Origin of the sequence: Pseudorhodobacter turbinis, assembly GCF_005234135.1 — a bacterium.
In the GTDB taxonomy this organism is placed as follows: domain Bacteria; phylum Pseudomonadota; class Alphaproteobacteria; order Rhodobacterales; family Rhodobacteraceae; genus Pseudorhodobacter; species Pseudorhodobacter turbinis.
Map to the genome: position 1 here is coordinate 1,490,257 of NZ_CP039965.1, position 26,935 is coordinate 1,517,191.

Consider the following 26,935-nt stretch of genomic DNA (forward strand, 5'->3'; position numbering starts at 1 on the left):
CGACCCGCCACCGAGGCACCCCGCCCGGTTTCGATCAATCCCGTGCTGGCAGGTCTCCCGGCTTGCGGATGTCAGGGGGTGCCGGATGGCAGCCCTTGTCGGTCACCCAACCTTCCCGACCATATCGGCCAGTGGCATTCGGGTGACCTCTCCGGTCACGGTCGCGGGGGCGGCTCTGCTGACCTGATCAAACGCTTGCGCGTTCGGCCCGATTGCAAATTCCCTTTTCACCCAGCCAAGACCGGGCACCAACACGAGGTCAGGTCTGACCGCTTGGCCCTGCCAAGTCAAGAGCCCAAGCTGCCATATTGACGCCCCGCACGCAGGCTGCCACACATCAGGGCGATGAACCCCTAAGGAGGGACGGATGGAAGACACCAACAGCCGCCACACCGAAAAGATGCGCAAGATCAAAGCCGCGCGTGACCGGATGATGCAAACCAAGACCGAGGAACGCGGGCTGATCATCGTTCACACCGGCACCGGCAAGGGCAAAAGCTCTTCGGGATTCGGGATGATCATGCGCTGTATCGCCCATCAGATGCCCTGCGCCGTGGTGCAGTTCATCAAGGGGGCGCGCGCCACAGGCGAACGCGATTTCTTGCAAAAACATTTCCCCGATGCGTGCAAATTTGTCGTTTCAGGAGAAGGGTTTACTTGGGAGACCCAAGACCGCGAACGCGACATTGCCGCCGCCCGCAACGGTTGGGAACAGGCCAAGGCGCTGATCCTCGACCCCGAGGTCCAATTCGTGCTTTTGGACGAAATAAACATCGCGCTGCGCAATGATTATCTGGAGATCGACGAGGTGGTGGATTTCCTGCAAACGCAAAAGCCGCTGATGACCCATGTTGCGCTGACGGGGCGTAATGCCAAGCCCGAATTGATCGAGGCCGCCGATCTGGTGACCGAGATGACCTTGGTCAAGCACCCCTTCCGCGACGGGATCAAGGCGCAAAAAGGGGTTGAATTCTAGGGGATGGGCCGCGCGCTGATGATCCAGGGCACCGGCTCTAATGTCGGTAAGTCGATGCTGGTGGCGGGGCTGTGCCGTGCGGCGCGGTTGCGCGGGTTGACCGTGGCACCCTTCAAGCCGCAGAACATGTCGAATAATGCCGCCGTAACGGTGGATGGCGGCGAGATCGGGCGGGCGCAGGCATTGCAGGCGCAGGCCTCGGGGCTGGCGCCGGTGTCGGATATGAACCCTGTGCTGCTCAAGCCGGAGACCGAATCCGGGGCGCAGGTGATCGTGCAGGGGCGTTGGCTGACCTCGACCCGCGCGGCGGATTATGCGGCGTTGAAACCAAAGCTGATGGGCGCGGTTCTGGACAGTTTTTCCCGTCTCAAGACGCGATATGATTTGGTGATTGTCGAAGGGGCGGGCAGCCCGGCCGAGGTCAACCTGAGGCGCGATGATATTGCCAATATGGGCTTTGCCCGTGCGGCGGATGTGCCGGTGATACTGGCGGGCGATATTGATCGCGGCGGGGTGATTGCGCAGATCATCGGCACGCAAGCGGTGATTGACCCAGAAGATGCGGCAATGGTGGCGGGGTTTCTGGTCAATAAATTCCGCGGTGATCCGCGTTTGTTTGGGGACGGCTATGCGCTGATCGGCGCGCGCACGGGCTGGCGCGGCTTTGGCGTCTGCCCGTGGTTCCCCCAAGCGTGGCGGCTACCTGCCGAGGATGCGCTGGATATCGCCGCAAGGCCCAAGGCCGAGGGGCTGCATATCGTTGCGCTGACCTTTTCGCGGATTGCAAATTTCGATGACCTCGACCCGCTGGCACAAGAGCCGGGCGTTCGGCTGACGATGCTGCGCGCAGGAGAGGCGATTCCCGGCGATGCCGATCTGGTGATCCTGCCCGGCAGCAAATCGACGCGCGGCGATCTGGCGTTTTTGCGCGCGCAAGGTTGGGATATCGACCTTGCCGCCCACCACCGGCGCGGCGGCCGGATCCTTGGCCTTTGCGGGGGGTATCAGATGCTTGGCCGCTCTATCGCGGACCCTGAGGGGGGCGAGGGGCCTGCGGGCACCACCGCCGGTCTGGGCTTGCTGGAGGTCGATACGGTGATGACGGGCGATAAACGTCTGACCCAAGTGCAAGGCCGCCACATCGCCAGCGATACACCGGTGCAGGGATATGAGATCCACATCGGGCGCAGCGAGGGCCCCGACCGCGCCCGCCCCTTTGCCCGTATCAACAACGGGGGTGAGGGCGCGATAAGTGTCGACGGGCTGGTCACGGGCAGCTATTTGCACGGGATTTTCGCGGATGATGCCTTTCGCGCGGCCTTTCTGGCCAATCTCGGCGTGTCCTCAAGCCATAGCCATAGCACGGCGGTTGAGGCCGCATTGGACAGCCTTGCCGCGCATCTGGAGGAACATCTGGATGTCTCTGGCCTGTTCGGGGTCGCGCGCTGATGGCCCCTTTGGCCGATCTTTTGCCCCGGTTGGAGCGGCTGGCAAAAGCATCGCTGCGGCTGTGGCCTGTGCCCGAAGGCGCGACCCTGCGGTTGATCAATGTGTCGGAAAACACCACATGGCTGGTCGAGGCCCCTGATTTCCGCGCGGTCCTGCGAATCCACCGCGCCGCCTATCATTCCCGCCGCGGGATAGAGCAAGAGTTGGAGTGGTCACAGGCGTTGGCAGCCCTTGGTACCGTACTGACCCCTGCGCCGATCGCAGGGCGGGACGGGGCCTTTGTACAGCAGGGCCATGCGCCCGATCTTGACGATCCGCGCTTTATGGTGATGTTCCACTTTGCCCCCGGTGCGCAACCCGATGAGGGCAATGATCTGACCACCCCCTTTGCGTCATTGGGTGCTATTGCCGCCGCGATGCATCTGCACACGCAACAGTGGCAGCCGACCACCCCGCTGGAGCGTTTGATCTGGGATGATGAGGCGGTCTTTGGCCCGAACCCCACTTGGGGGGATTGGCGCGCCGCCCCGAATGTCACCCCCGAAATTGTCACGGTTCTGGAACAGGCCGAGGCCACCGTCCGCCGCCGCCTGAGCGCCTTTGGCAAGGGGGCGGATCGCTATGGGTTGATCCATGCAGATATGCGTCTGGCCAATCTGTTGATCGACGGCGCGACCACGCGGTTGATCGATTTCGACGATTGCGGGCTGGGCTGGCACCTTTATGATTTCGCGGCCGGCATCAGCTTTATCGAGGATCACCCCCAGATCCCCGCTTTGCGCGCGGCTTGGTTGCAGGGCTACCGGCAGGTGCGCCCCTTATCGGCCTGCGATGAGGCCGAGATCGACACCTTCATCATGCTGCGCCGCATGGCGCTTTTGGCGTGGATCGGCAGTCATATTGAGGCGCCCGAGCCGCAAATGCTCGCCCCTGATTTTGCCGCCCGCACGCTTGTTCTGGCGCAGCGCTATCTGGCCAGCCACGGATAAGGTGCTATAGCCCGCCACGGGCGCGGATGGCCTCGGCGACATGATCGGCATCATCCAGCGCCATCAGGCTGACGGGCAGCATGATCCGCCAGTTTGCGCGCCGGGCGGACCGGGCGCGCCATGCGTGACCAAGCTGGGTTGTCTTCTCCATCAAAACCGGGGTGAAGCGGATGACCAAAGCCATCGCAACGGCCAGCACGCGCGGCGACAGGCCAAAGCGCGACAAAGGGGCGGCGAGGCGTTCTACAAGGGTGATCATATCCTCAAGCCGGCTGGTCATGGTGACCAGATTGGCCAGCGCCACGGCCACCAGCATCTTGCCTGCCAACGCGGCCCCTGTGACCCATTCGCCTGTCCAGCCGTGCCAGATCCCCAGTATCAGTAAAAACGGCCAAAGCGGGCGCAGCATGGCCGCTGCATGGCGGGCAAAGGCCCACCCGAAGGCAAGGTGAAGCCCCGCCACCGCAGCCATGACCGCCCCGATTAGCCAGAGGTTCTGCAACTGGAACAGCGCCACGCTTCCTACCGCCAAGGCCAGCAGCTTCGGGCCCACGGGGATGCGGTGCAGGGGGGTCTTAATCGGACAGGTCAGTGTCAGCATCAACTTCCCCCAAACGGGTCATCTCGGTCGTGAAATCGGGCAGGATCGTGGTTGGCGGGCCATCGGCACGAATGCGCCCCTGTTCCAGCCAGATCACCCGATCATAGCGCGCCAGCGCCGCCGGATCATGGGTGATCAGGATCAGCCGTTGCGGCAGGGCATCAAAGGTGCGCGTCAGCCGCGATTGCGTGGGCAGATCAAGGCCCGCAAAAGGTTCGTCCAGCAAAATCGTGGCGGGCTTCATCGCCAGCAGTGACAGCAGGCACAAAAAATGCCGCTGACCTTGTGAGAGGGCTGTGACAGGGCGATCCTCCCAATGGCTGCGGCCGTGCTGCGCAAGCATGGCGCGCATCGCGGCTTTGGCGGCAGGTTTCGCCATGCCTTGCTGGTGCAGGCCAAAGGATAATTCCTCGGCCACGGTTGGGAAGATGATTTGATGGTCGGGGTTCTGGAACAAGATCCCGAGCCGCGACAGGATCGCCTTGCGGTCGCGCGCAGGGTCCAGCCCATCGACGCGCACGGTGCCGGTGGCGGGGGCCACAAGGCCCGAAAGCAGGCGCAACAGGCTGGTTTTCCCCGAACCGTTGCGCCCGATAATGCCGATGCGTTGCTCTGTCAGCGACAGCGTCAGATCGGACAGGATCACACGACCGGCGGCGGTAAAGCCTGCGTTTTCAAGGGTCAATCCGACGGGAGGGTTTGGCGGGGGCATAGGCTCTATCGGCTCGGGCTGCGGTTGGGGGCTTTTACCCTGCCAGCCCGCCCGTGCCAAGCACCCACGGAAAAAGCTGCCCCGCGTCAGCAGTCAGCAATAAAGCGCTCGCCGCGGCTGTTGCGGTAATAACACTGGTCTTTGCCGGGTGCAGTGCCGATCAAGGTAGAGGCGGCAACACCTGCAGCGGCACCAAGGGCGGCACCTGTCAGGCGGTCATCCTTATTGGAAACAGCAGCGCCCAGAACGCCGCCAGCAACGGCCCCTGCGGCCGCATTTTGATTGGCAGTTTGGCAGCCCGCAAGGGACAGCGCGATAACGGGAAGGGAAAGCAGTAGCGTTTTCATGGCATCCTCACTCAAAAATGATTGTCTGAGAGGGAACGCATGATCTGCAGAAAAGTTCCCTAGAATTTCAAAAAACCAAGGAGGCCGGAAAAGGGAACGCAAATCCCCTTTTCCGATGTTTCAAATGGCTTAGCCTTTGCGCGCGGCAGCGACGGAAGCCTCCAGGATATCCATTGCCTCGGCGAAATGCTCATCAGGAATGGTGATCGGCGCGAGGAAGCGGATCACGTTGCCGTAGACACCGCAGGTCAGCAGGATCAGGTTGCGCTTCAATGCCTCCATCCGCACCCGGTTGGTGAAATCCGGATCAGGGGCATGCGTGGCCGGATCGCCAAACTCCACCGCGACCATAAAGCCGGGACCGCGAATATCGATCACCTCGGGAGAGGTGGAGCGAATCGCCTCCAGCTTTTGGCGCAAGCGGCTGCCAAGTTCGTTGGCGCGGTCGCAAAGGCCCTCTTCCTCGATGATGTCGAGGACGGCATTTGCCGCCGCAATCCCCAAGGGGTTGCCCGCATAGGTGCCCCCCAAGCCGCCGGGACGGGCCGCATCCATCAGGTCCGCGCGACCGGTGACCGCCGCCAAAGGCAAGCCGCCTGCCAGACCTTTGGCCATGGTGGTAATATCGGCGGCCACGTCATAGCCGTCCATCGCAAACATCGTGCCGGTGCGGGCAAAACCGGTTTGCACCTCATCGGCGATCATCACGATGCCATGCTCGTTACAAAATGCCCGCAGGCTGCGCAGCAAATCTGGCGGCGCGGGGTAAAAGCCGCCTTCGCCCTGCACAGGTTCAAAGATGATGGCGGCTACGCGGTCCGGGTCCAGATCCGATTTGAAGAGCTTGTTGAGCGAGGACATCGCATCGGCGGTCGAGATGCCGTGAATGTCTTGCGGGAAGGGCACGTGATAGACATCGGGCATCATCGCGCCAAAGCCTTTTTTGTAAGGCTCCACCTTGCCGGTCAGCGACATGCCCATGAACGTGCGGCCATGGAAGGCACCGCCAAAAGCGACGATCGCAGGGCGGCCCGTGGCAATACGCGCAACTTTAATTGCGTTCTCAACGGCTTCGGCACCGGTGGTGACAAAGATCGTCTTTTTGGGGAAATCACCGGGGACCAGTTCGTTCAGGCGTTCTGCCAGGCGGACGTAGGGCTCATAGGGCATGACCTGATGGCAGGTGTGTGTGAAACGGCCAAGCTGCTCGGTCACGGCGGCCATCACCTTGGGGTGGCAGTGGCCGGTATTGACCACGGCGATGCCAGCGGCAAAGTCGATATAACGGGTGCCTTCAATATCCCACACTTCGGAATTGAGCGCGCGATCTGCATAGATCTGCGTCAACATACCTACACCGCGCGAGATTGCCTTATCCTTGCGCTCGGCCACTTCTGCATTCAACATCGTCTATACCTCGATTAAAGATCATCACAGATATGACGCCTTTTTAAGCGCCGCTTCAACAGACGATTGCAGCGGCAGGGAATGATCTTGTCGATTTGCCAAAATGGCTGCCGTAAGCGGAGGTAAACGGCGCGGGCTAGTCTTCGCGCCCGGTTTCGCGGACCATGCGATCGGCTTTTTTGCGGATCAGAACTGATTTGAGGTCATGCATCGCCATAAGCAGCGCGTCGGTTACTTGGTCCAACTGCGCGTCAGAGGCGCGGGTCTGCACCCATTGGCTGGTCAGGTTCATATGGTCGACGGCGCGTATGATATCATCGACCTCGCGCTCTGCCAGTTGGTTCGTGCGCCACGCGACCCAACTTTGGATTTCGGCGATATCCTTGGGGGTCAGGCTGCGATCCCCTTGGGGTTTGACCTCACCGTTGCGGATATTGACGGTGGCGATCTGGTCCATGTCAATGCGGCGCTGGCGGTTGTCGGCATCCACCCGAAACACCAAGGCCCCGTTGTCGCGCACCCGAAAGTAATACTCTGGCAGGTCATTCATCTGTTTGCCCCTGTTGCACGATCACTCTGCGTTCATTGCGAAAAACCCGGCCACGCATAGAACGCGGCCGGGTGGTTTGGATTAACGCAAGCCCGCGCAGAAGGTCTGGATGCGGGTGCAGGCCTCTGTCAGCGTGTCGTCGGCAGTTGCATAGCTGACACGGAAGTTTGGCGACAACCCGAAGGCCGCACCAAAGACCACGGCCACGCCGGTTTCTTCCAGCAGGGCGGTGGCAAAGACTTCATCATCGGTGATCTTGGTGCCGGCAGGGGAAGTCTTGCCAATGCAGCCCGAGATGTCGGGATAGACGTAGAAAGCGCCTTCAGGCTTGGGGCAGGTGATGCCCTCGGCCTCATTAAGCATGCCCACCACCAAATCACGACGGCGCTGGAACAGGGCTTTGTTGTCGGTCAGGAACTCTTGCGGGCCGGTCAGCGCTTCCAAAGCGGCATATTGGCTGACGGAACAAGGGTTGGAGGTGGATTGCGACTGGATCGTGCCCATCGCCTTGATCAGCGCTACCGGCCCCGCGGCAAAGCCGATGCGCCAGCCGGTCATTGCATAGGCCTTGGACACACCATTGCAGGTCAATGTACGGTCATAAAGGCCGGGTTCCACCTGCGCGGGGGTGCAGAATTCGAAGTCATCAAAGACGAGGTGTTCATACATATCATCCGACATCACCCAAACATGGGGATGGCGCATCAAGACATCAGTCAGCGCTTTCAGCTCGGCACGGGTATAGCCCGCACCCGTGGGATTGGAGGGACTGTTGAAGATGAACCATTTGGTCTTGGGCGTAATCGCGGCCTCCAACTGCTCGGGCTGGAGTTTGAAATCCGTCTCAATCCCTGCGGCCACCGCAACCGGCGTGCCGCCTGCCAGCAAGACCATATCGGGATAGGACACCCAATAGGGCGCAGGGATAATCACCTCATCGCCCGGATTGCAGGTCGCCATCAGCGCGTTATACAAAATCTGCTTGCCGCCCGTCCCGACAGAGATCTGGTTCGGCGCATAGGTCAGGCCGTTTTCACGCTCAAATTTCGCGCAGATCGCTTTTTTAAGCTCGGGGATGCCATCGACGGCGGTGTATTTGGTCCGGCCCGCGTCAATCGCTGCCTTGGCCGCGTCCTTGATGTTTTGCGGGGTGTCGAAATCCGGCTCCCCGGCGCCAAGGCCGATCACATCCCTGCCAGCGGCTTTCAGCTCGTTGGCTTTGGTGGTCACTGCGATGGTGGGCGAAGGTTTTACGCGGGCGAGGGTATCGGACAAAAAGGCCATTGGCAGGCTCCGGCTCAGGGGGCAAAGATGCCGCGACGGCCCCGTTTGAACTTGGCGGCCTCTTGTCATAGAATGCAGGCAGTATACGATCAAGCGATAACGAGCCCTGGGGAGTCGATGAATGACGGATACAGACAGCGCAAACTGGTATAGTGCCGAAGCGGCAACCTTTGGCGATCGCGTCGCCGGTGCCCGAGAGGCCGCAGGCCTTCGCCAAGAGGAACTTGCCCGGCGGATCGGCGTCAAGCTAAGCACCATCCAGAACTGGGAAAACGATCACTCGGAACCGCGCGCCAACAAGCTGCAGATGATGTCGGGGATGCTCAACGTGTCTATGCGTTGGCTGTTGACGGGCGAAGGCGAAGGCGTCGAAGCCCCCGTGCCGGTCAGCAACACCGATCTGAATACCGCATTGGCAGAATTGTCGCGGATGCGCGCACAAGCCTTGGCGCTGTCACAAGACATGGGCCACTTGGAAAAGCGCTTGCGCGCGATGCTACGGGAGTCGGCACAATGAATGCGGGCGTGGACGAGGTGCTAAACGAGACGCCCGAGGCGCGGCTTAAACGCATGAAGATGCGGTCATGGCGGCGCGGTACCAAAGAGATGGATATGATTCTCGGCCCCTATGCCGATGAACATCTGGCGGGCATGGATGAAGCGCGGCTGATTCTATATGATCGCCTGCTGTGGGAAAATGATCAGGAAATTTTGCCTTGGATTTTAGGGAAGGCGGAAACGCCCATTGATTACAAGGACTTGGTTGGTGAAATCGGCGTTTTTGCGCGTAATCGTCTGAAAAGATAAGCGCGAAATATTTTCGCAAATTCGAGACTAATCTAGCGCGAGTTTACCGAATGTTTGCGTTTTGTGCCGATTCTGTCCCTATCCAATTTCGGGGCGGAGAAGAGAATGACCCTACATACAAATTTGCTGGACGGCTCTGACAAGGCGTTGATGTCCAGTTATCTTGAAAGTCTTGCGCTGGTCGAACGGCTTCACCGATTGTTGCTTGATGTCGTCAAAGACGAATTTGAACGTTTAGGCGTGCTGGAGATCAATTCGGTGCAGGCACTGTTGTTGTTCAATGTTGGCGACAATGAAGTTACGGCCGGTGAGCTGAAATCGCGGGGCTATTATCAAGGCTCCAACGTGAGCTATAACCTGAAAAAGCTGGTGGAGCTGGGCTATATGCACCATCAGAGGTCCGAGATTGACCGCCGCTCTGTGCGGGTTAGCCTGACGGAAAATGGCCGGTATATCCGGACCGTTCTGAATGATCTGTTTGCGCGTCACACCGAAGGGTTTGAGCAGCGCGGGATCATCAATGCGGAAGGGATGGAAAACATCAACCAGTCGCTTAAACGGATGGAACGGTATTGGACAGACCAGATCCGGTATATTTACTAATGGGTTACCGCCAAAGCGCGGCATGGCTTGCCAGTTTGCCTTGTGTCTTTGCAAGCAGACGGTTGGCAAGTGAAGGGCGCGGAATTGCGCCATTGCGCAGCCGGTCCAGCACCACCTCGGGTGGGCAGGGCAAGCGGCTGACGGGATCAAAGTAACGCGGGTATGAAATCAGCGTTGCATGGACCAGAAGGTCCAGCGAGGTGTGACTGCGGGCGGTGCCATCGGGCTGCAAAAGGCGGCGCTGCGGCACAGGACCAAGATCATTGGTCAGCCCCCAACCGGCATAGAACGGGGTGCCCAAACAGGTGACCTTTTTGCCACGAATCAACGCCTCAAATCCCAGAAGGGATGTCATGGTCCACACCTCCTGTACCTGATCCAGCAAAGCGATGGGATCGGTCTTGTTGGCGATATAATCAACCAGGGGTACAAGCGCCTTCGGGTCAATCAGGCCCGGGCGCAGGCCCGCCTCTACATCCGGATGGGGTTTGTAGATCAAAATGGCATCGAGGTTGGCCTTGCGAGCCGCTTTTACAAGCGCAAGGTTGCTGCGTACCTGCCCTGCGCCCAAGCGGATGGACGCGTCATCCTCAACCTGTCCGGGCACTAGAATGCGGTGGCCTACGGGCAGCGTTGGCAGGGCCGTGCCGGACAGGTTATATTTGCACAAACGGTCGCGGATTACTCGTTCCACCAAAGCTCTTGCCCGAAGCTCTGCACCGGGGGGGGCGGGGCTGGTGATGATCCGCTCAAGACGGCTTTCACGGGAGGGATCATAATAGATCCCCAGATCATCGGCCACGAGGCTAAGTGGAGGGATCAGCTCTGCGCCCAAGCCGCGCGACCGCAAAAAGCCGTCTTCTACCCGCCGAATCGGTGTCGGCGCGGTCAGGCCCGCAGGTTCGGCCCCAGCCCAAACCAAAAGTCCGGCGTTAGCGGTCGCGGCGAGGGCGACAGCTTTTTCCGGTGAATCCGCAAACCTCAACGCGGTGTGACGACCGAAAACCGCCTGCAACCGGCCCCGTTTCCAAAGACGCATGCCAAGTGCGATATGGCCCGCCCGATCCTCGCGGTAGGTGCGGGCTTCCGCCTCCAATTGGTCGACGGCCTCTTCAAAGCTGCAGAGCCGGTCGCGGCAGGGATCATACCATGTCGGCGCAAGGATCATCGCGGCCGCGAAAAGCTGTTCCGGTGTCAAATTGCGTGTGCGGCGCGGGATTGAACACGCATCATCGGATGCCCCCCAACCGGCATAGAAGGGCGTGCCGAACACGCGAGGGCGATGGCCCGCCAAAATCGCCTCAAACCCCAATTGTGATGACACGGTATAAACCGCCGCGGCCCCTGCCAGCAGCATCCAAGGGGAAACCGGTGTGGTTAGCAGAGTATAGTCGGGATAGGCTGCGAAATGGCCGCCGCGCAGGCTCAGGTTGGTTTCTGGGTGTGATTTTACCACGATCCTCTTGCCCGGGTGTTCGCGCTTTGCCGCCGCCAGCATCTGGTCAAACACATCTGCACCGCAGCCCTTGAGCGAGGCATCACCTTTGGTTTGATCCACAACCAGCACATATCCGGGCGTAGGGCAAGGCAGGGACGGGTCGTGGATGTTGTACTTTGAAAGATGCAGGGCTTTCAGCCGCACGATACCCAGTGAAGCGCGCATCAAAAGATGCGAATCGTTCAGATCCTCGGTGGCTAGAATATGCTCCAACAGGGACGGTTGGCTGGCATCGAAATGGACGCCGAAAGGGTCGATAAACAGCCCCAGCGGCGCATCCCCCGCGCGGCCCGGTCTGATGGAGCGTAAAAAGGTATCCTCTACCCGGATCAAGTTTGCTGCCCGCCACGCTGCGATTGTTTCACCGCGTTTGGCATAGGGGCTGCGGCCCCAAACCGCCACGGCATCCCCTTTTGAAGGCAAGCCAAGGGTCAGGTCATAGCCCGCAAGTTGCAGTATCCGGCGCAGCCGGGGGGCACGCCAAAACCCGGCATTATATGCAAAAAGCCGCCGAGGATGCGCCCCGGCGGCTTTTGATTCAATTGGATGCGCCTGCATTTACGCTTAGTCCGACGACCCTACGGAGGAAAGCGAGCTGGCGGCACCGGCAGTCCCGGTTACGGCAGAGATGGTTTTTTGCCACTGCACGAAAGGCGCCTCGGTGACGTAAACCGTATCGCCGTCGCGGACCAAGAAATCGCGGGCCTCAAACATGCCGGTCGGCTGCGTCAGGTCGAGGACATAGACCATGCGTTGATCGCCGGTCAGGTCAGATCGGCCAAGAACGGCATTTGCGATCTCTGCCGGTTCGTTGCGGAACACAAAAACGCCAGTGGGATCCGCAAGGGAAGTATTCAACCCGCCAACCTGCGCAATCGCTTCAATCGCAGAGAGGGACTGGGTTTCAAACGGTACGCGGTTTTGCGATCCGGTTGCCCCCATCGCGACAAAGGCGCGGGTGTCACGTTCCACCACAATCCGGTCGCCCGCCCGCAGCGCAATATCCAGCGACGGGTTGGCATAGAGATCTTCCAACCAGATCTGCCCCGTTTTCCCGCCGCGCGTCACGCGCACAATGGCAACCGAGGGCTCAATAGCAGAGCCGCCTGCCTGTGCAAGCATTGCCGTCAGGGTGCGTGTCGGACGCTCGATCGGATAGACGCCCTGACCGCCAACCATGCCCGACACTGAAACAGTGGCACCGTTACCCGCAACCCGTTGCACGGTAACCTGCGGATCAGGCGTCTGACTGTCGAGCTTGCGTGTGATCAGGCGGCGCAACCCTTCGGGTGTGTTCCCCGCAGCTTTGATCCGGCCGGCGTAAGGCACGAAAATATAGCCTGCGCCGTCAACCTGCACCTCTTCCAGCGCCGAGACACGTTGCCCGGTATTGCCCAAAAGCGGGTCATCCTTGACGTTTTCAAAGACGGTCAGCGCAACCGTATCCCCCGGTGAGATTGTATCCGAGCCCATCACGCTTGCATTGCGGAAGTCGGACCCGAAGCCAAGCGCGGGAACAACAGATGTTGCGCGGGTCACACGGCTGTTGACCGTAACAATAAAGGCATCACCCTGTTTAAGCACGGAGCCCGCAAAGATTTCTTTCTTATTCGGTCCGGACCGCGGCAGCCCGCAGGATGCCAGTGCCGTAACCATAAGGACAAGGGCCAAGCCCTTGGCCCCCTTGTTTGCCGTAATTTTCACTGCCCGGGCTCCTTTTATTCTGGATTTTGCCTCAGTATTTTTTGCCACGCTACATAAAGGCCTGATAAAATTCCAGCTTTTCGAGGGTTTGTCACGTCACGGCCCGTAACTGTTGCCGAGGTGCCGCGCTTCCCGTGGTTAACGCGTCATAGGGATCGTCGTGTAAAAGCATCATATCAACCACTTGCCGCAGCAATTCTCGCCTGCCACGAGAGGAATAGAAGCCGCCGGAAACCTGGCTCGTTTCCAGCAGATAATGCCGATAAGCGCGGTAGGCGCGGCTGTCGGGGCGCGTCGGGCGGGTGAAAAAACGGTCCAGCGGTTGCGATGAGACAAATTCAGGCTTGTCATAGACCGCTGCCCCGAAAGCCTTGAGCGGCAGACCGCGCCACAACACCTGTTGCGCGGCGGTAGAGTTGACCGTCACCGCAGATCGGGCGTGGTTCAACAGCCCTGCAAGCTTGCCGCCTCGCACGAAATGTACGCGGTCTTTGACGCCGTGCAACAGGGCCAGACGTTTGATTTCGCGTGCGACGGGTACGCGCCCATCCTCAAGCGGGTGGGCCTTGAACACAAGGTGATGATGGGGGGCGGCCCCTCGGGCGAACCCTTCCATCACCATGCTTAGAAAATCGGTCATGGTAGAAAACGGCGAGTGCATTTGAAAGCTGCTGTCATGTTCCAGTTGCAGCAGTACCAGATGATAGGGAAAGCCACCGTGTTTGATCCGGAACCCCGCCAGCATCCGTTCCCAGCGGTGAAAAGGCAGCAAGACCAATCGCTTACAATAGAGCAGGAATTCTTGCCGGACAGTAAGGGCGCGGTGCGGGCGATAGTTGCGGTAATCCCAGAAGCCGGTCAGCACGAACCAGTGATAAAGCGCGCCCCACACCATATGTTGCCGCATATCGCCCCAGCGGGCAGGGGCATCGGGCAGATCCATATCGTAATTTTCCAGCGCGGCTTGCATTTGCGCCAGCGTCAGATCCATTAGCCGCGAGTTGCCGTTTGACCCGCCGCGCTCATAGGTGACCCAATGCGGGCGCAGATAGCCTTCCTCAAAGACATGCACTGTGATCCCCGCCGCTTTGGCGATCCGCACAGCATGGGCATGAATCGGGCGGGTATCACCGTAAAGCACGATATCGGTGATTTCTTTCGTCTCGATCAGCGCAGAAAATGTGGCGGGCCAATCGGCCGCGCAGCCCTTGAACGGGATGTACGAGGCGCCATGCGCCCAAAAGGCCCGGTCACCACGGTTAAAGCCGACACGCCAGACGTCCGCGCCTGCCTTGGTCAGCATCGCGGCAAGTTGCGTGAAGAAAGGGCCATGCGGCCCCTGCAGCAACAGGAACCGGCGATTCTCACCTGATAAGCGCATCAAAAATCCTTTTGCCCTATCCACTTGAATTTTTCTCATTGGTAAAGGGAATTATTCCCGCCATCTTGCAATATACCGTTAATGACCGGCGAAATAGCGGTCGGCTTGCATAGCGGCTTTGGGGGCGGTAGGCCTTGGGCAGCAATTAAGGGATTTTGGCATGTTCACAGGTATCGTCACAGACATCGGCAAGCTGTTGGAGCTGGAGCAGCAGGGCGATTTGCGCGCGCGTATCGGCACCGGCTATGACATTGCGGGCATTGATATCGGGGCCTCGATTGCCTGTGACGGGGTGTGCCTGACGGTGATTGCGCTGGGGGATGCGCCGCAAAACTGGTTCGACGTGCAGATCAGCGCGGAATCGGTGGGCGCAACCAATATCGGCGGGTGGAGTGTGGGCAAACGCCTCAACCTTGAACGGGCATTGAAAGTCGGGGATGAGCTGGGCGGCCATATCGTCTCGGGCCATGTCGATGGCGTGGCCGAGGTAATCGCCATGCACCGTGAGGGCGACAGCACCCGCGTCACCTTTCGCGCGCCGCATGCGCTGGCGGGCTTTATTGCGCCAAAAGGCTCGGTTGCGCTGAACGGCACCTCATTGACAGTGAATGAGGTGGAGGGCACCGACTTCGGCGTCAACTTTATTCCGCATACTCAGCAAGCTACGACATGGGGCGATGTGGCCGTTGGGGATCGTATCAACCTCGAGGTGGATACGATGGCGCGTTATGTTGCCCGTTTGCGCGATTGGGCACAGCAATAAGCGTCTCGTTTTAACATCGCGTGCACTGGCATTCGGCTTCAAGGCGCGGTAAGGGCTGGGCATCCAGTTTCGAGGCCCAAGATGACCCAGACAGAATATACGCACGCTATCGCCTCTATTGAGGAGATCATCGACGACGCTCGCAATGGTCGCATGTTCATTCTGGTGGACCATGAGGACCGCGAGAACGAGGGTGATTTGGTCATTCCGGCGCAGATGTGCAATGCAGCCCATGTGAACTTCATGGCGACCTATGGGCGCGGGTTGATTTGCCTGACGCTGACCGAAAAGCGGATCGAGACTTTGGGCCTGTCTCTGATGAGCGCCAAGAACTCCAGCAGGCATGAAACGGCCTTCACCACCTCGATCGAGGCGCGTGAGGGGGTCACCACCGGCATATCGGCGGCGGATCGCGCGCTGACGATCAAGGTTGCGATTGACCCCAAAGCGGGCCCGCAAGATATCGCCTGTCCCGGCCATGTGTTCCCGCTGCGGGCGCGCAATGGGGGCGTTCTGGTGCGCGCGGGCCATACCGAGGCGGCAACGGATGTTTCGCGCTTGGCGGGGTTGGACCCTTCGGGCGTGATCTGTGAGATTATGAATGACGATGGCACCATGGCGCGCCTGCCTGATCTGGTCACTTTCGCGCAAAAGCATGGGCTCAAGATCGGCACGATTTCCGATCTGATCGCCTACCGCCGCCGCAATGACAACCTTGTGCGGGTCAGCTCTGAAAGCACGGTCACCTCGGAATTTGGTGGGGACTGGACGCTGCGGATCTATACCGATGATACCGAGGGCGCGGATCATGTGGTGCTGATCAAGGGTGATATTTCCACGCCGGAACCGGTTTTGGTGCGGATGCACACGCTGGACCCGCTCTTGGATGTGGCGGGCCTTGGGCCTGCGGGCCGGACGCATGAATTTGGCGATGCAATGCGCCTGATCGCGGATGAGGGGCGCGGCGCGTTGGTCTTGTTACGCGATGTGCATATGAAGATGACATCGGCCAGTGATGACAGCCCGCAAACCTTACGCCAATACGGGCTGGGCGCGCAAATCCTGTCGAGCCTTGGCATCACAGAGATGGTCTTGCTGACCAATTCCCCCCAGCCCCGCATTGTCGGGCTGGATGCATATGACCTGACAATCACCGGCACCCGTGCCATTCCGAAAGGGTGAAACATGGCTTCTCTTGAATCGCATTATACCTTGCCTTTGCCAGAGTTCGACAAGCCGGTGAAGCTGCTTGTTGTGGTTGCCCCCTATTACCGCGAAATTGCCGACCAGATGCTTGCCGGAGCCCGCGCTACGGCTGCGGCTTGCGGTGCTGATGTGGAGGTCATCGAGGTGCCCGGTGCCCTGGAGGTGCCGACCGCGATCGCGATGGCCGAACGGCAAAGCAATTATGACGGTTACGTCGCCCTTGGCTGCGTGATCCGCGGTGAGACAACGCATTACGACACGGTGTGCAACGACAGCAGCCGCGCGATCTCTTTGCTTGGCTTGCAAGGTGCCTGCATCGGCAATGGCATCTTGACGGTTGAGGATATGGATCAGGCCGAGGTTCGCGCCAATCCTGACAAACAAAACAAAGGTGGTGGCGCCGCCGCTGCCGCCCTTCATCTGATTGCCCTGTCGCGCCGCTGGTCCAGCAAGCGCACAGGCATCGGCTTTCGCCCTTCCGAGGATAGCTTTCGCGCATGACCAAGCCTGACCCAAAAAAAGACCAAAAGAAGCAAATGAAATCTGCCGCCCGGCTTTATGCTGTGCAGGCCTTGTTCCAGATGGAAAGCTCTGGCCAGACGGTTGAGGGGATCCAGCGCGAGTTTGAGAACCACCGTTTCGGCGCGACCTATGATGGGGACGAGATGGCCGAGGGGGATGTGACCCATTTCCGCGCGCTACTGAACCATGCCGTGAACCGTCAGGCGCGGGTCGACCAGATGACCGACCGTGCTTTGGTGGAGAAATGGCCCATCGCCCGTATCGACCCGGTTTTGCGCGCGCTGTTTCGGGCCGCCGGTGCCGAGATGCTGGAGCTGCCAACCCCGCCCAAGGTTGTCATCACCGAATTTGTGGATGTGGCCAAGGCCTTCTTTCCTGAAGGGAAGGAATCAAAATTCGTCAATGCAGTGCTTGACCACATGGCCCGTGAGGCAAAGCCCGAGGCGTTCTAGGCCCGCGACGATTAGACTTATGGATATGCCCCCCTTTCGTGCTATAAAAATGGATGAAACGGGGGATATCATGCCAAAACTGATCCGACTCTATATCGTAAACGTCGCCATTGGCTTTGCCTTGGCGCTGGCCTTTGTGTCGATGATCGTATTTTTTGACGTGGGTGGCCTGCGGCATTTGGTGACGGGCACCGAAATGGGCTGGCTCGCATTTCTGATGATGGTTGTGTTCAACGGCATCGTCTTTGCAGGCGTTCAATTCGCCTATGCGGTGATGAGCCTTGCCGCGCCCGATGACGGCCCCAAGGGCGGTCTGAAACAGCATATCACCGGAGAACTTGCACGCGTCAAAGTCGGCGCCAAGCGGCGCTGACAAAGGTGGCGGGGACCGCAGCAGTCGTGTCTGCGTGAATTTCCCGAGAGCCTGAGTTTTCAGGTGGGCGCCAGATACCAAGACCAGGATCTTAGCAGAGCCAGCTCCCTCGGAGTTGCTTATGGGCCACTGGAAATGTGCTGATCACAAACCGAGCAGATCCGCCAATTCAACAGATAGGGGCGCAAGGCGCCTTAGGCAAGGGGCGATGAACGCCCCTTGGCCGTCAATTGTGTTTAGGCCGCCGATCCGCCCACCGTCAGCCCGCCGATCATCAGGGTTGGCTGGCCCACACCCACCGGCACCCATTGCCCCGCCTTGCCGCAATTGCCGATGCCGGGGTCCATTGCCATATCATTGCCAATGGCGCGGATCTGTTTAAGGGCGGTCGCCCCGTCCCCGATCAACGTCGCCCCCTTGACCGGCGCGCCGATCTTGCCGTTCTGGACACGGTAGGCCTCGGTGCAGGAAAACACGAATTTACCGTTGGTGATATCGACCTGCCCGCCGCCAAAGCCGACCGCATAGATGCCATCCTTCAGGCTGGCGACGATTTCAGCGGGATCAGTATCGCCACCCAGCATATAGGTATTGGTCATGCGCGGCATCGGGATATGGGCATGGCTTTCGCGGCGTCCGTTGCCGGTGGGGGCCACACCCATCAGCCGCGCGTTTTGGCGGTCTTGCATATAGCCGACCAACACGCCGTCATCGATCAGCACATTGCGGGCCGAGGGCGTACCCTCATCATCAAAGGAGATAGAGCCGCGACGGTCGGGGATGGTGCCATCATCTAGAACGGTCACGCCCTTGGCGGCGATCTGTTGTCCCATAAGCCCGGCAAAAGCCGAAGTTTTCTTACGGTTGAAGTCGCCCTCCAGCCCGTGGCCGATGGCCTCATGCAGCAAGATACCGGGCCAGCCGGCCCCAAGGACCACATCCATCACGCCCGCAGGGGCAGGCACCGCGTCGAGGTTCAGCAAAGCGATTCGCAATGCCTCGCGCGCGACGGATTGCCAATGCGCAGGTTCCATCAGCCGCGAGAGGCCATAACGCCCGCCGCCGCCCATGCCGCCCTGTTCGCGCCGCCCGTTCTGTTCAACGATGACCGAGATATTCAGCCGCGCCATAGGGCGGATATCGGAAAGGCGCAGGCCCTCGGGGCGCAGAATTTCCACCTCTTGCAGGCCTGCCGCGATGGTCGCGGACACCTGAACCACACGCGGGTCGAGCGCGCGGGTGAAGGCATCCACCTCACGCAGCAAGTCAATTTTTCCCGCAAAGCTGGCATCCAGCATAGGGTTCGCATCGGTGTAAAGCTTTTGGTTGGTGCCCTTGGGGGCATCGGCCATGGTGCCGCCACCGTCACCCACGGCCAGACGGGTGGTTTCCAGCGCACGGCCCAATGCCGCCTCTGAAATCTCGGTGGAATGGGCATAGCCAGCCACCTCACCGCGAACGGCCCGCAACCCGAAGCCCTCAGATGCGTCATAGGTTGCATTTTTCACGCGGCCATCATCCAAAACAATGGCCTCAGAGCGGCGACGTTCTAAAAATAGCTCTCCGTCGTCGGCGCCATGGGTGGCTTTTCGCAACAGAGCAAGGGTGCTTGCCTCGTCCAGATGCTGCTCAAAAGGGCGGAAAGGGGCGTCTGTCATGGGCGTGTCCTTGATTTACATCAAACGGCTACGTTTTGCCGCTATGGTTTCTCTTGTTGTTTCTGACTTAATATGGTTTCACCATAGATGGAAACAACGGGATTCTGCCCTAACTTTTGGCGGATCTCAAAAAGCAGGCAAAAACTGCCGCGTAACGAACGGGAAATGCAAATGCGCATGATGACAGGAATTTCCGGCATTGCCGCTGGTTTTGGGTCCCTGTGGATGGCCGGGATGGCCTTTGCACAGGATTTGGAAGTTGTGGGGAGGCCAGTTGACGGCGCAATGGGCTTTCAGCCTGCGGCGACCGAATTGGCCCGCGACATTCACTGGTTGGATGATTTCATCTTGGTGATCATCACGGTGATTACGCTTATGGTCACAGGATTGATGCTGTGGTGTGCATGGCGTTTTAGCGAAAAGCGTAACCAAAACCCTGCCACATTCACCCACAATAGCCCGCTGGAAGTGGCTTGGACGATTGTTCCGATCGTGATTCTGGTGCTGATCGGCGCGTTCTCCCTGCCCGTGCTGTTCAAGCAGCAAGAGATCCCCAAGGGCGACATTAACATCAAGGTGACCGGCTACCAGTGGTATTGGGGCTATGAGTATGTTGATGAGGAGTTCGGTTTTGACAGCTTCTTGCTGCCCAAGGAAGAGCTGGCCGCGAACGGCTATGCCGAAAGCGATTACCTCTTGGCAACGGATACTTCCGTGGTTGTGCCTGTCGGCAAGACCATCGTGATGACGGTGACCGGCGCGGATGTGATCCACTCTTGGACGATCCCTGCGTTCGGCGTAAAGCAGGATGCGGTGCCAGGCCGTTTGGCGCACCTGTGGTTCAATGCTGAACGTGAAGGTATTTACTACGGGCAATGTTCAGAGCTTTGCGGCAAGGATCACGCCTATATGCCGATTACGGTGAAGGTCGTGTCTGAAGAGGCCTATGCAGAGTGGCTGTCCGAGGCCAAGCAGGAATTTGCCGGTATTCCAGCGACCCCTGTCACTGTCGCATTGGCAGATTAAAAGCATCGGCGACGGGGCTTCTCGTCGCCAGACTTTCGGTAAAGGACCCACGTGATGAGCGATACGCAGGCATATACACAAGACACAGAGGCGAGCTTTGGCGACTACGTTGCCTTGCTCAAGCCGCGTGTCATGTCGCTTGTGGTGTTCACCGCGATGGTCGGGGTTTTGGTGGCGCCGGTGCCGGTGCATCCATTTTTGGCAATGACGGCGATTTTGTTTATCGCGCTTGGGGCAGGGGCCTCGGGTGCGCTGAACATGTGGTGGGATGCCGATATCGACGTGATCATGAAGCGCACGGCAGGGCGTCCGATTCCTGCAGGCAAGATCCATCCGCGTGAGGCTTTGGGCTTTGGGCTGGCGTTGTCGGGGATCGCGGTTGTCATGCTGGCGCTGGCGACCAACCTGTTGGCGGCGGGGTTGCTGGCCTTCACGATCTTCTTTTACGCCGTCGTTTATTCGATGTGGCTGAAGCGTTCTACGCCGCAAAATATCGTTATTGGCGGGGCTGCGGGCGCATTCCCCCCTATGATCGGTTGGGCGGCGGTGACCGGTGGGGTTTCCGTGGAATCGGTGCTGATGTTCATGCTGATCTTCATGTGGACGCCGCCGCATTTCTGGGCTTTGGCCTTGTTCATGAACAGTGACTATAGCAAGGCCGGTGTGCCGATGCTGACGGTGACGCATGGCAAGAAGGTCACGCGCAACCATATCCTTGTCTATACGATTGCGCTGGTGCCCTTTGCTGTCGGGGCGGGGTTCACCTCTATTGGCGGGCCGCTTTATCTGGCTGTGTCGGTGCTGTTGAACGCGGGCTTCCTTTGGGGGGCGTGGAAAATATGGCGGCGCGATGAGGTGCAGGCCGAGGCGGATAAATATACCGTTGAAAAGCAGGTTTTCAAGTTCTCCTTGCTTTATCTGTTCCTACATTTCGGGGCCTTTCTGGCAGAGGCCGCATTGAAACCTTACGGGCTTGGGGGCTGGTAATATGGCGTTCCGCGAAGAGCATGAGATGCACAAACGCCGACTGGGCCGCAATGTCGGCCTTGGCCTTGTGTTGGTGGCCTTTGTTGCGTTGGTCTTTGGGCTGACGGTGGTTAAGGTGATGAATCTTGGGGAAATGCAGGCGTTTGACCATGTGGTTCGCCCTGAAATGATCCCGGTTGAGGAGGGAGCGAGCCAATGACACCAATTCAGAAAACTGCAATCCAACTTAGCGGCGTTGCCGTCATGATGGTGTCGCTGTCCTTTGCGGCGGTGCCGTTTTATGACTGGTTTTGCCGTGTGACGGGTTTTGCGGGCACCACGCAGACCGCTGTCGCCGCCTCGGATGTGATCTTGGATCAGACCATTACCGTCCGCTTTGACGGCTCTAAAACACGCGGCATGCCGTGGGAATTCAAGCCGATGCAGCGTGAGATGGAGATTCGGATCGGTGAAACCGGGCTGGCGTTCTATGAGGCGTATAACCCGACCGACCGGGTTGTTGCCGGTATGGCCAGCTATAATGTCGCACCGGATTCGGCAGGGGGCTTTTTCAATAAGATCGCCTGCTTCTGCTTTACCGAGCAGGTCTTGCAACCCGGGGAAAGGGTTCAGATGCCTGTCACATTCTATGTGGACCCGGAAATTGTGGATGACCGCGAGGGCAAATATGTCCACGAAATCACACTATCCTACACCTTTTACGAATCCGAACTGCCAGAGACAGAGCAAGCAAGCCTTGCCCAATCTGACGCCGGAACAGTAAACTAAGAAAAACCGCGAAACAAAGCGGCAAAGCGCTAAACGAGGGAATGACGACTATGGCCCACGCCAAGAACCACGATTACCATATTCTTCCGCCGTCCATATGGCCCTTAATGGGGTCTCTCGGTGCGTTCATCATGCTGTTTGGCGCGGTGATCTGGATGCACGGATCCGGCCCGTGGATGGGGCTTATTGGCTTGGCCCTTGTGCTCTATGTCATGTTTGCCTGGTGGTCCGAAGTGGTCCATGAGGCAGAAACCGGCGACCATACACCCGTTGTCCGTATTGGCCTGCGCTACGGTTTCATCATGTTTATCATGTCCGAAGTGATGTTCTTTGCAGCATGGTTCTGGTCGTTCTTCAAACATGCGATGTACCCGATGGGGCCGCTTTCACCCGGAATCGATGGTGTTTGGCCTCCAGCGGGAATTGAGACATTTGATCCTTGGCACTTGCCGTTGATCAACACGTTGATTTTGCTGTGTTCCGGTGCAGCGGCAACTTGGGCGCACCATGCGCTGGTCCATGAGAACAATCGCAAAGACATCAAGAACGGTCTGCTCCTTGCGATCATTCTGGGCGCGCTTTTCACCATGTTGCAAGCCTATGAATATAGCCACGCGGCCTTTGGTTTTGCGGGTAACATCTATGGCGCGAACTTCTTTATGGCGACCGGCTTTCACGGCTTCCACATTGTTATCGGCACGATCTTTTTGATTGTTTGCTTGGTGCGCGCCCAAAAGGGCCACTTTACCCCCGAACAGCACGTCGGCTTTGAGGCGGCTGCTTGGTACTGGCACTTTGTGGATGTGGTCTGGCTGTTCCTGTTCGCGGCAATCTACGTTTGGGGCCAATAAATCCGGGTGACGGGTTTTAAGGCCAAAATATCAGGAGGCGCGGGCCGAAAGGGCCGCGCCTTTCGCTTTCAGAAAGAACGGAACGGGACATGATACGGCGGATAGTGGTGCCCCTGCTTTTCGGGCTCTTCGGGGTCTCGATTTTAGTGGCCCTTGGCACATGGCAGATGCAGCGTTTGGCGTGGAAAGAGGAAACTCTGGCCGCGATAGATGCGCGTATCGGTGCCGCCCCTGTGGATTTGCCCGCCGCGCCCGATAGCGTTGCAGATCGCTTTTTGCCGGTGATGGTGTCAGGCACACTTCTGGATGAGGGTCTGGATGTTCTGGTCAGCCGCAAGGATATCGGTGCCGGTGTTCGCGTGATCTCGGTGCTGGAAACGGATAGTGGCCGCCGCGTCTTGCTTGATCGCGGGTTTCTGGCTGATGCCTCGCGCGGCCTGCCCCGCGAAACCCGCAAGGTTGAGGTGACGGGAAACCTGCTTTGGCCCGATGAGGTGGACGGGTTTACGCCTGCGCCGGATGCGGCCAGCGGGCTGTGGTTTGCGCGTGACTTGCCGGCGATGGCAGGGGCGCTTAAAACCGAACCCGTTCTGATCATCGCCCGCTCTCAATCCGGGGACGGGATAGAGCCTTTACCGGTGGACAGTTCCGCCATTCCCAATAATCACTTGAACTATGCGATCACATGGTTTTCCTTGGCGATCGTATGGGCGGGGATGACAGTCCTGCTGCTGTGGCGTATGAGGCGTTAGATTGCATAAAGGGGGCGTTTGATGCGCTATATCTCTACTCGGGGTCAGGCCCCGGAGCTTAGCTTTTCCGAGGCGATGATGACGGGGCTGGCCCGCGATGGCGGGCTTTACGTCCCGCAAGAGATTCCGGCCATGGCAGCGGCTGATATTGCCGCGCTTGCCGGTCAACCCTATGAGGAGATCGCCTTTCGCGTGATGTTGCCCTTCTTGGGCGACACCTTCACTGAGGCGGAGTTCCGCGGGTTGCTTGCCAATGCCTATGGCGGGTTCGGCCATCCGGCCCGTGCGCCCTTGGTGCAACTGGCACCCAACCACTTTTTGCTAGAGCTGTTTCATGGCCCGACGCTGGCGTTCAAAGATTTCGCCATGCAGCTGATCGGCCAGATGATGCAGGCCGCCCTTGCCAAATCAGGAGAGCGGATCACGATTGTCGGTGCCACATCCGGCGATACCGGGTCGGCGGCGATGGAGGCCTTTCGCGGGCTGTCGAATGTGGATGTCTTTATCCTGTATCCGCATGGTCGGGTGTCCGAGGTGCAGCGCCGCCAGATGACCACGCCGAGCGAGGCAAACGTCCATGCCATCGCAATTGACGGCGATTTCGACGATGCGCAGGCCCGCGTAAAGGACATGTTCAACGATATGGAATTCCGCGACGGGGTGCGTCTTGCAGGTGTCAACTCTATCAATTGGGCGCGGGTTCTGGCGCAGGTGGTCTATTATTTCAGCGCGGCGGTCAGCCTTGGCGCGCCACACCGCAAGGTCAGCTTTACCGTGCCAACGGGCAATTTCGGAGATATTTTTGCGGGCTATATTGCGCGGAAAATGGGCTTGCCGATTGAAAAGTTGGTGATCGCCACCAATCAGAACGACATCCTGGACCGCGCTATCAAACTGGGCGAATACCGGACGGACGGGGTTAAACCCTCGATCAGCCCGTCGATGGATATTCAGGTGTCCTCTAACTTTGAGCGTGTTTTGTTTGATGCCTACGGGCGTGACGGTGCCGCCGTTTCGGCCTTGATGGGTGAGTTGCGTGAGGGCGGCTTTACGATTTCGCAAGGGGCGCTGGAAATGCTGCGTGAGCAATTCGCCTCGGGCCGCTGTTCCGAGGAAGAAACCCGCGACACCATCCGTAGCTGTTTCGCCGAGACCGGAGAGGTGCTTTGCCCACATTCCGCCGTTGGCGTGAAGGTTGCGGCAGAACATTTGGGCGCGACGCCGATGATCACGCTTGCCACCGCCCATCCCGCCAAATTCCCCGATGCGGTCGAGGCGGCGATGGGCACCCGCCCGATTCTGCCCGACCGTATGGCGGATCTGTTTGACCGCGATGAACGCGTCACACGCCTGCCCAATGATCTTGCCGCCTTGCAAGCCCATATCCGCGAAAGGATCGCCAATTGAAAAGCCGGCTGACAACACTTCCCAACGGGTTTCGCATTGTGACCGAGGCGATGCCGGGCTTGAAATCTGCCAGCGTGGGGATCTGGGTCACCGCAGGCGGGCGGCATGAACGGGTAGAACAGAACGGCATCGCGCATTTTCTGGAACATATGGCGTTCAAGGGCACGGAAAAGCGCAGCAGCTTGCAAATTGCCGAGTCAATTGAAGATGTCGGCGGCTATATAAATGCCTATACCAGCCGCGAAATGACGGCCTATTATGCCCGCGTTTTAGAAGATGACGTGACGCTGGCGCTGGATGTGATCGGCGATATCGTTCTTAATCCGGTGTTTGATCCCAGAGAAATCGAGATCGAGCGTCATGTGATTTTGCAAGAAATCGGGCAGGCGATGGACACGCCCGATGATATCGTTTTCGATTGGCTGCAAGAGGCCTGCTATCCCGATCAACCTTTTGGGCGCAGTATTCTCGGCCCCGCCGAACGCGTTAGCGGCTTTTCTCGCGAGGACCTGACCGGTTTCGTGGCCGAACATTACAGCCCCGACCGCATGATCCTTTCGGCGGCGGGTGCGGTGGATCATGATGCGATTGTCGCACAGGCCGAGGCGCTGTTTGGCGATCGTAAAGCCACGGGCAAGGCCCTCATCCAGCCTGCCGTTTTCAAAGGTGCCGAGCGGCGCGAGGTCAAGGCGCTGGAGCAGGTGCATTTCGCGCTGGCCTTTGATGCGCCCGGATATCTTTCGCCCGATGTCTATACCGCGCAGATCTATGCGATGGCCTTGGGCGGCGGCATGTCTAGCCGCTTGTTCCAAAAGGTGCGCGAAGAGCGGGGGCTGTGCTATTCCATTTTCGCCCAGTCCGGCGCTTATGAGGATGGCGGCCAGATCACGATTTATGCGGGCACCTCTCAGGAAGAGATTGCCGATCTGACCGCAATCACCCTGCAAGAGCTGCGCCGTGCCGCGTCGGATATGAGCGATGCCGAGGTCAACCGTGCCCGTGTGCAACTAAAGGCGGGAATGTTGATGGGGCTTGAAAGCCCGTCAAGCCGCGCCGAACGTTTGGCGCGTCTGCTTGCGATTTGGGGTAGGGTGCCAGAACCCGAGGAAGCCGTGGCCAAGATTGAGGCGGTAACCACCGAGGGCGTGCGCCGCTATGCCGGTGAGATGATTACGGCCGATACGGCGATGGCGCTTTACGGCCCGATCGATTCCGCCCCGAGTCTGGAAGACATCAGACGAGGTCTTGCTGCCTGATGCTTGGGTTCCGCCGTAAAGTCCGGATAGAGACAGAGCGCATGACCCTGCGCTTGCCTATTCACACGGATTGGAACGGGTGGAGCGCGCTGCGGGCGGAAAGCAAGGGGTTCCTATCCCCGTGGGAGCCGGTCTGGGCCGCTGACCATCTGTCGCGCCGCGCCTTTACCAACCGGGTTTACTGGGCGTCTCGGGCGCAGGCGCAGGGCACGGCACTGCCGATGCTGCTTATCCGCCGCCAAGATCAACAGCTTTTGGGCGCGATCACGCTGGATAATATCCGTCGCGGGCCGTCACAGGCGGGGACCTTGGGCTATTGGGTCGGGGAACCTTTTGCGCGTCAGGGCCTTATGCGCGAGGCAATTCTTGCGATGGTGCATCATGCCTTTACCGAGTTGGACCTGAGCCGTGTCGAGGCGGCCTGCCTGCCCGAAAACAGCGCTTCGCGCGGGGTGCTGGAAAAGACCGGTTTCAAATATGAAGGCGTCGCGCAAAGCTATTTGCAAATCGCGGGACGTTGGCGCAATCATGTGCTTTATGCCAATTTGCGCGGTGACCGGCGCGGCCGGACGGATGTGGGCTGATCCCCCCACAGGATAAGGAGCC

At 59.2% G+C, this 26,935-nt stretch carries 30 protein-coding genes and 1 riboswitch; of the genes, 20 read left to right on the forward strand and 10 right to left on the reverse strand.

The window, feature by feature from the left end:
* Positions 1-30 precede the first annotated feature (30 nt).
* A riboswitch (cobalamin riboswitch) is annotated at positions 31-268 on the reverse strand.
* Between the two features lie 99 nt (positions 269-367).
* From cobO to EOK75_RS19705, 3 genes are read left to right on the forward strand one after another with little or no spacing between them, the layout of a single operon-like run.
* The gene (gene cobO / locus EOK75_RS19695) at positions 368-976 is read left to right on the forward strand and encodes a cob(I)yrinic acid a,c-diamide adenosyltransferase (protein WP_137195686.1); all 609 of its coding nucleotides are present in this window, start codon (positions 368-370) and stop codon (positions 974-976) included.
* Between the two features lie 3 nt (positions 977-979).
* Positions 980-2,425 carry a cobyric acid synthase gene (locus EOK75_RS19700; protein WP_137195687.1) on the forward strand — a complete coding sequence of 482 codons (1,446 nt, stop codon included), beginning with the start codon at positions 980-982 and terminating at the stop codon, positions 2,423-2,425.
* The gene (locus EOK75_RS19705; RefSeq protein WP_137195688.1) at positions 2,425-3,414 is read left to right on the forward strand and encodes a phosphotransferase enzyme family protein; all 990 of its coding nucleotides are present in this window, start codon (positions 2,425-2,427) and stop codon (positions 3,412-3,414) included. The genes EOK75_RS19700 and EOK75_RS19705 overlap by 1 nt, the downstream gene beginning before the upstream one ends.
* A 4-nt stretch (positions 3,415-3,418) precedes the next feature.
* Here EOK75_RS19705 and EOK75_RS19710 read toward each other — a convergent pair whose 3' ends face one another.
* From EOK75_RS19710 to EOK75_RS19735, 6 genes are all read right to left on the reverse strand, one after another.
* Positions 3,419-4,015, reverse strand: coding sequence for a CbiQ family ECF transporter T component (locus EOK75_RS19710; protein ID WP_137195689.1), 597 nt, complete (start codon positions 4,013-4,015; stop codon positions 3,419-3,421).
* Positions 3,990-4,727 carry an energy-coupling factor ABC transporter ATP-binding protein gene (locus tag EOK75_RS19715; protein WP_137195690.1) on the reverse strand — a complete coding sequence of 246 codons (738 nt, stop codon included), beginning with the start codon at positions 4,725-4,727 and terminating at the stop codon, positions 3,990-3,992. The genes EOK75_RS19710 and EOK75_RS19715 overlap by 26 nt, the downstream gene beginning before the upstream one ends.
* A gap of 86 nt (positions 4,728-4,813) precedes the next feature.
* The gene (locus EOK75_RS19720) at positions 4,814-5,074 is read right to left on the reverse strand and encodes a glycine zipper 2TM domain-containing protein (protein WP_137195691.1); all 261 of its coding nucleotides are present in this window, start codon (positions 5,072-5,074) and stop codon (positions 4,814-4,816) included.
* Between the two features lie 129 nt (positions 5,075-5,203).
* A complete protein-coding gene (locus tag EOK75_RS19725; protein WP_137195692.1) occupies positions 5,204-6,481 on the reverse strand; it encodes a 4-aminobutyrate--2-oxoglutarate transaminase in 1,278 nt (425 codons plus the stop codon).
* Positions 6,482-6,617: 136 nt separating this feature from the next.
* Complete coding sequence (locus EOK75_RS19730; protein ID WP_137195693.1) at positions 6,618-7,031, reverse strand: hypothetical protein; 414 nt, start codon at positions 7,029-7,031, stop codon at positions 6,618-6,620.
* Between the two features lie 81 nt (positions 7,032-7,112).
* On the reverse strand, positions 7,113-8,315 hold the full coding sequence (locus tag EOK75_RS19735; RefSeq protein WP_137195694.1) for a pyridoxal phosphate-dependent aminotransferase: 1,203 nt from the start codon (positions 8,313-8,315) through the stop codon (positions 7,113-7,115).
* A 121-nt stretch (positions 8,316-8,436) separates the two neighbouring features.
* Between EOK75_RS19735 and EOK75_RS19740 the strand changes: the two genes are divergently transcribed.
* From EOK75_RS19740 to EOK75_RS19750, 3 genes are all read left to right on the forward strand, one after another.
* Positions 8,437-8,832 carry a helix-turn-helix domain-containing protein gene (locus tag EOK75_RS19740; protein ID WP_137195695.1) on the forward strand — a complete coding sequence of 132 codons (396 nt, stop codon included), beginning with the start codon at positions 8,437-8,439 and terminating at the stop codon, positions 8,830-8,832.
* Complete coding sequence (locus EOK75_RS19745) at positions 8,829-9,122, forward strand: succinate dehydrogenase assembly factor 2 (protein ID WP_137195696.1); 294 nt, start codon at positions 8,829-8,831, stop codon at positions 9,120-9,122. Before EOK75_RS19740 ends, EOK75_RS19745 begins: the two co-directional genes overlap by 4 nt.
* A 105-nt stretch (positions 9,123-9,227) precedes the next feature.
* Positions 9,228-9,725, forward strand: a complete 498-nt coding sequence (locus EOK75_RS19750; protein ID WP_137195697.1) for a MarR family winged helix-turn-helix transcriptional regulator — start codon at positions 9,228-9,230, stop codon at positions 9,723-9,725.
* Positions 9,726-9,729: 4 nt separating this feature from the next.
* On the opposite strand, the gene EOK75_RS19755 is transcribed toward EOK75_RS19750, so the two are convergent.
* The 3 genes from EOK75_RS19755 to EOK75_RS19765 all read right to left on the reverse strand — a co-directional run bounded on the left by EOK75_RS19755 (position 9,730) and on the right by EOK75_RS19765 (position 14,308).
* Positions 9,730-11,781, reverse strand: a complete 2,052-nt coding sequence (locus EOK75_RS19755) for a capsular polysaccharide biosynthesis protein (protein WP_137195698.1) — start codon at positions 11,779-11,781, stop codon at positions 9,730-9,732.
* Positions 11,782-11,787: 6 nt separating this feature from the next.
* Positions 11,788-12,879, reverse strand: coding sequence for a polysaccharide biosynthesis/export family protein (locus tag EOK75_RS19760; protein WP_168199321.1), 1,092 nt, complete (start codon positions 12,877-12,879; stop codon positions 11,788-11,790).
* A 139-nt stretch (positions 12,880-13,018) separates the two neighbouring features.
* Complete coding sequence (locus EOK75_RS19765; RefSeq protein ID WP_137195700.1) at positions 13,019-14,308, reverse strand: capsule biosynthesis protein; 1,290 nt, start codon at positions 14,306-14,308, stop codon at positions 13,019-13,021.
* A 160-nt stretch (positions 14,309-14,468) separates the two neighbouring features.
* Here EOK75_RS19765 and EOK75_RS19770 point away from each other — a divergent pair, with 160 nt between their 5' ends.
* The 5 genes from EOK75_RS19770 (at position 14,469) to EOK75_RS19790 (ending at position 17,624) form a co-directional block, all read left to right on the forward strand.
* A complete protein-coding gene (locus EOK75_RS19770) occupies positions 14,469-15,071 on the forward strand; it encodes a riboflavin synthase (protein WP_137195701.1) in 603 nt (200 codons plus the stop codon).
* An 81-nt stretch (positions 15,072-15,152) separates the two neighbouring features.
* The gene (gene ribB, locus EOK75_RS19775; RefSeq protein ID WP_137195702.1) at positions 15,153-16,253 is read left to right on the forward strand and encodes a 3,4-dihydroxy-2-butanone-4-phosphate synthase; all 1,101 of its coding nucleotides are present in this window, start codon (positions 15,153-15,155) and stop codon (positions 16,251-16,253) included.
* 3 nt (positions 16,254-16,256) lie between these two features.
* Entirely contained in the window at positions 16,257-16,778 is a 522-nt protein-coding gene (locus EOK75_RS19780) for a 6,7-dimethyl-8-ribityllumazine synthase (RefSeq protein ID WP_137195703.1), read from the forward strand.
* Entirely contained in the window at positions 16,775-17,251 is a 477-nt protein-coding gene (gene nusB, locus EOK75_RS19785; protein WP_137195704.1) for a transcription antitermination factor NusB, read from the forward strand. Before EOK75_RS19780 ends, nusB begins: the two co-directional genes overlap by 4 nt.
* A 70-nt stretch (positions 17,252-17,321) precedes the next feature.
* Positions 17,322-17,624 carry a hypothetical protein gene (locus tag EOK75_RS19790; protein WP_137195705.1) on the forward strand — a complete coding sequence of 101 codons (303 nt, stop codon included), beginning with the start codon at positions 17,322-17,324 and terminating at the stop codon, positions 17,622-17,624.
* Between the two features lie 236 nt (positions 17,625-17,860).
* Here EOK75_RS19790 and tldD read toward each other — a convergent pair whose 3' ends face one another.
* Entirely contained in the window at positions 17,861-19,282 is a 1,422-nt protein-coding gene (tldD, locus tag EOK75_RS19795; protein WP_137195706.1) for a metalloprotease TldD, read from the reverse strand.
* Positions 19,283-19,462: 180 nt separating this feature from the next.
* Here tldD and coxB point away from each other — a divergent pair, with 180 nt between their 5' ends.
* The 9 genes from coxB (at position 19,463) to EOK75_RS19840 (ending at position 26,913) form a co-directional block, all read left to right on the forward strand.
* Positions 19,463-20,308, forward strand: a complete 846-nt coding sequence (coxB, locus tag EOK75_RS19800; protein WP_137195883.1) for a cytochrome c oxidase subunit II — start codon at positions 19,463-19,465, stop codon at positions 20,306-20,308.
* Between the two features lie 54 nt (positions 20,309-20,362).
* On the forward strand, positions 20,363-21,295 hold the full coding sequence (gene cyoE, locus EOK75_RS19805; protein ID WP_137195707.1) for a heme o synthase: 933 nt from the start codon (positions 20,363-20,365) through the stop codon (positions 21,293-21,295).
* 1 nt (position 21,296) lies between these two features.
* Positions 21,297-21,494, forward strand: coding sequence for a hypothetical protein (locus EOK75_RS19810; RefSeq protein ID WP_137195708.1), 198 nt, complete (start codon positions 21,297-21,299; stop codon positions 21,492-21,494).
* On the forward strand, positions 21,491-22,063 hold the full coding sequence (locus EOK75_RS19815) for a cytochrome c oxidase assembly protein (protein WP_137195709.1): 573 nt from the start codon (positions 21,491-21,493) through the stop codon (positions 22,061-22,063). The genes EOK75_RS19810 and EOK75_RS19815 overlap by 4 nt, the downstream gene beginning before the upstream one ends.
* Positions 22,064-22,113: 50 nt before the next feature.
* Entirely contained in the window at positions 22,114-22,914 is an 801-nt protein-coding gene (locus tag EOK75_RS19820; protein ID WP_137195710.1) for a cytochrome c oxidase subunit 3, read from the forward strand.
* Positions 22,915-23,003: 89 nt separating this feature from the next.
* On the forward strand, positions 23,004-23,666 hold the full coding sequence (locus EOK75_RS19825; RefSeq protein WP_137195711.1) for an SURF1 family protein: 663 nt from the start codon (positions 23,004-23,006) through the stop codon (positions 23,664-23,666).
* A 21-nt stretch (positions 23,667-23,687) separates the two neighbouring features.
* Positions 23,688-25,073: a threonine synthase gene (gene thrC, locus EOK75_RS19830; RefSeq protein WP_137195712.1), complete on the forward strand. Its 1,386-nt coding sequence runs from the start codon at positions 23,688-23,690 to the stop codon at positions 25,071-25,073.
* On the forward strand, positions 25,070-26,329 hold the full coding sequence (locus EOK75_RS19835; RefSeq protein WP_137195713.1) for a M16 family metallopeptidase: 1,260 nt from the start codon (positions 25,070-25,072) through the stop codon (positions 26,327-26,329). Before thrC ends, EOK75_RS19835 begins: the two co-directional genes overlap by 4 nt.
* Positions 26,329-26,913, forward strand: a complete 585-nt coding sequence (locus tag EOK75_RS19840) for a GNAT family N-acetyltransferase (RefSeq protein ID WP_137195714.1) — start codon at positions 26,329-26,331, stop codon at positions 26,911-26,913. Before EOK75_RS19835 ends, EOK75_RS19840 begins: the two co-directional genes overlap by 1 nt.
* The last annotated feature ends 22 nt before the right edge of the window (positions 26,914-26,935 follow it).

What these genes read in the sequence shown, in the direction of transcription:
- ribB (WP_137195702.1), top strand. Translation starts at nt 15,153, where the DNA reads ATGACCCAGACAGAATATACGCACGCTATCGCCTCTATTGAGGAGATC.
- EOK75_RS19705 (WP_137195688.1), top strand. Translation starts at nt 2,425, where the DNA reads ATGGCCCCTTTGGCCGATCTTTTGCCCCGGTTGGAGCGGCTGGCAAAA.
- EOK75_RS19720 (WP_137195691.1), bottom strand. Translation starts at nt 5,074, where the DNA reads ATGAAAACGCTACTGCTTTCCCTTCCCGTTATCGCGCTGTCCCTTGCG.
- EOK75_RS19735 (WP_137195694.1), bottom strand. Translation starts at nt 8,315, where the DNA reads ATGGCCTTTTTGTCCGATACCCTCGCCCGCGTAAAACCTTCGCCCACC.
- EOK75_RS19840 (WP_137195714.1), top strand. Translation starts at nt 26,329, where the DNA reads ATGCTTGGGTTCCGCCGTAAAGTCCGGATAGAGACAGAGCGCATGACC.
- EOK75_RS19700 (WP_137195687.1), top strand. Translation starts at nt 980, where the DNA reads ATGGGCCGCGCGCTGATGATCCAGGGCACCGGCTCTAATGTCGGTAAG.
- EOK75_RS19760 (WP_168199321.1), bottom strand. Translation starts at nt 12,879, where the DNA reads ATGGTTACGGCACTGGCATCCTGCGGGCTGCCGCGGTCCGGACCGAAT.
- EOK75_RS19825 (WP_137195711.1), top strand. Translation starts at nt 23,004, where the DNA reads ATGATACGGCGGATAGTGGTGCCCCTGCTTTTCGGGCTCTTCGGGGTC.
- EOK75_RS19765 (WP_137195700.1), bottom strand. Translation starts at nt 14,308, where the DNA reads ATGCGCTTATCAGGTGAGAATCGCCGGTTCCTGTTGCTGCAGGGGCCG.
- EOK75_RS19745 (WP_137195696.1), top strand. Translation starts at nt 8,829, where the DNA reads ATGAATGCGGGCGTGGACGAGGTGCTAAACGAGACGCCCGAGGCGCGG.
- EOK75_RS19755 (WP_137195698.1), bottom strand. Translation starts at nt 11,781, where the DNA reads ATGCAGGCGCATCCAATTGAATCAAAAGCCGCCGGGGCGCATCCTCGG.
- EOK75_RS19780 (WP_137195703.1), top strand. Translation starts at nt 16,257, where the DNA reads ATGGCTTCTCTTGAATCGCATTATACCTTGCCTTTGCCAGAGTTCGAC.
- EOK75_RS19815 (WP_137195709.1), top strand. Translation starts at nt 21,491, where the DNA reads ATGACACCAATTCAGAAAACTGCAATCCAACTTAGCGGCGTTGCCGTC.
- nusB (WP_137195704.1), top strand. Translation starts at nt 16,775, where the DNA reads ATGACCAAGCCTGACCCAAAAAAAGACCAAAAGAAGCAAATGAAATCT.
- EOK75_RS19750 (WP_137195697.1), top strand. Translation starts at nt 9,228, where the DNA reads ATGACCCTACATACAAATTTGCTGGACGGCTCTGACAAGGCGTTGATG.
- cyoE (WP_137195707.1), top strand. Translation starts at nt 20,363, where the DNA reads ATGAGCGATACGCAGGCATATACACAAGACACAGAGGCGAGCTTTGGC.
- tldD (WP_137195706.1), bottom strand. Translation starts at nt 19,282, where the DNA reads ATGACAGACGCCCCTTTCCGCCCTTTTGAGCAGCATCTGGACGAGGCA.
- EOK75_RS19770 (WP_137195701.1), top strand. Translation starts at nt 14,469, where the DNA reads ATGTTCACAGGTATCGTCACAGACATCGGCAAGCTGTTGGAGCTGGAG.
- EOK75_RS19730 (WP_137195693.1), bottom strand. Translation starts at nt 7,031, where the DNA reads ATGAATGACCTGCCAGAGTATTACTTTCGGGTGCGCGACAACGGGGCC.
- EOK75_RS19810 (WP_137195708.1), top strand. Translation starts at nt 21,297, where the DNA reads ATGGCGTTCCGCGAAGAGCATGAGATGCACAAACGCCGACTGGGCCGC.
- coxB (WP_137195883.1), top strand. Translation starts at nt 19,463, where the DNA reads ATGACAGGAATTTCCGGCATTGCCGCTGGTTTTGGGTCCCTGTGGATG.
- EOK75_RS19740 (WP_137195695.1), top strand. Translation starts at nt 8,437, where the DNA reads ATGACGGATACAGACAGCGCAAACTGGTATAGTGCCGAAGCGGCAACC.
- EOK75_RS19710 (WP_137195689.1), bottom strand. Translation starts at nt 4,015, where the DNA reads ATGCTGACACTGACCTGTCCGATTAAGACCCCCCTGCACCGCATCCCC.
- EOK75_RS19820 (WP_137195710.1), top strand. Translation starts at nt 22,114, where the DNA reads ATGGCCCACGCCAAGAACCACGATTACCATATTCTTCCGCCGTCCATA.
- thrC (WP_137195712.1), top strand. Translation starts at nt 23,688, where the DNA reads ATGCGCTATATCTCTACTCGGGGTCAGGCCCCGGAGCTTAGCTTTTCC.
- cobO (WP_137195686.1), top strand. Translation starts at nt 368, where the DNA reads ATGGAAGACACCAACAGCCGCCACACCGAAAAGATGCGCAAGATCAAA.
- EOK75_RS19715 (WP_137195690.1), bottom strand. Translation starts at nt 4,727, where the DNA reads ATGCCCCCGCCAAACCCTCCCGTCGGATTGACCCTTGAAAACGCAGGC.
- EOK75_RS19725 (WP_137195692.1), bottom strand. Translation starts at nt 6,481, where the DNA reads ATGTTGAATGCAGAAGTGGCCGAGCGCAAGGATAAGGCAATCTCGCGC.
- EOK75_RS19790 (WP_137195705.1), top strand. Translation starts at nt 17,322, where the DNA reads ATGCCAAAACTGATCCGACTCTATATCGTAAACGTCGCCATTGGCTTT.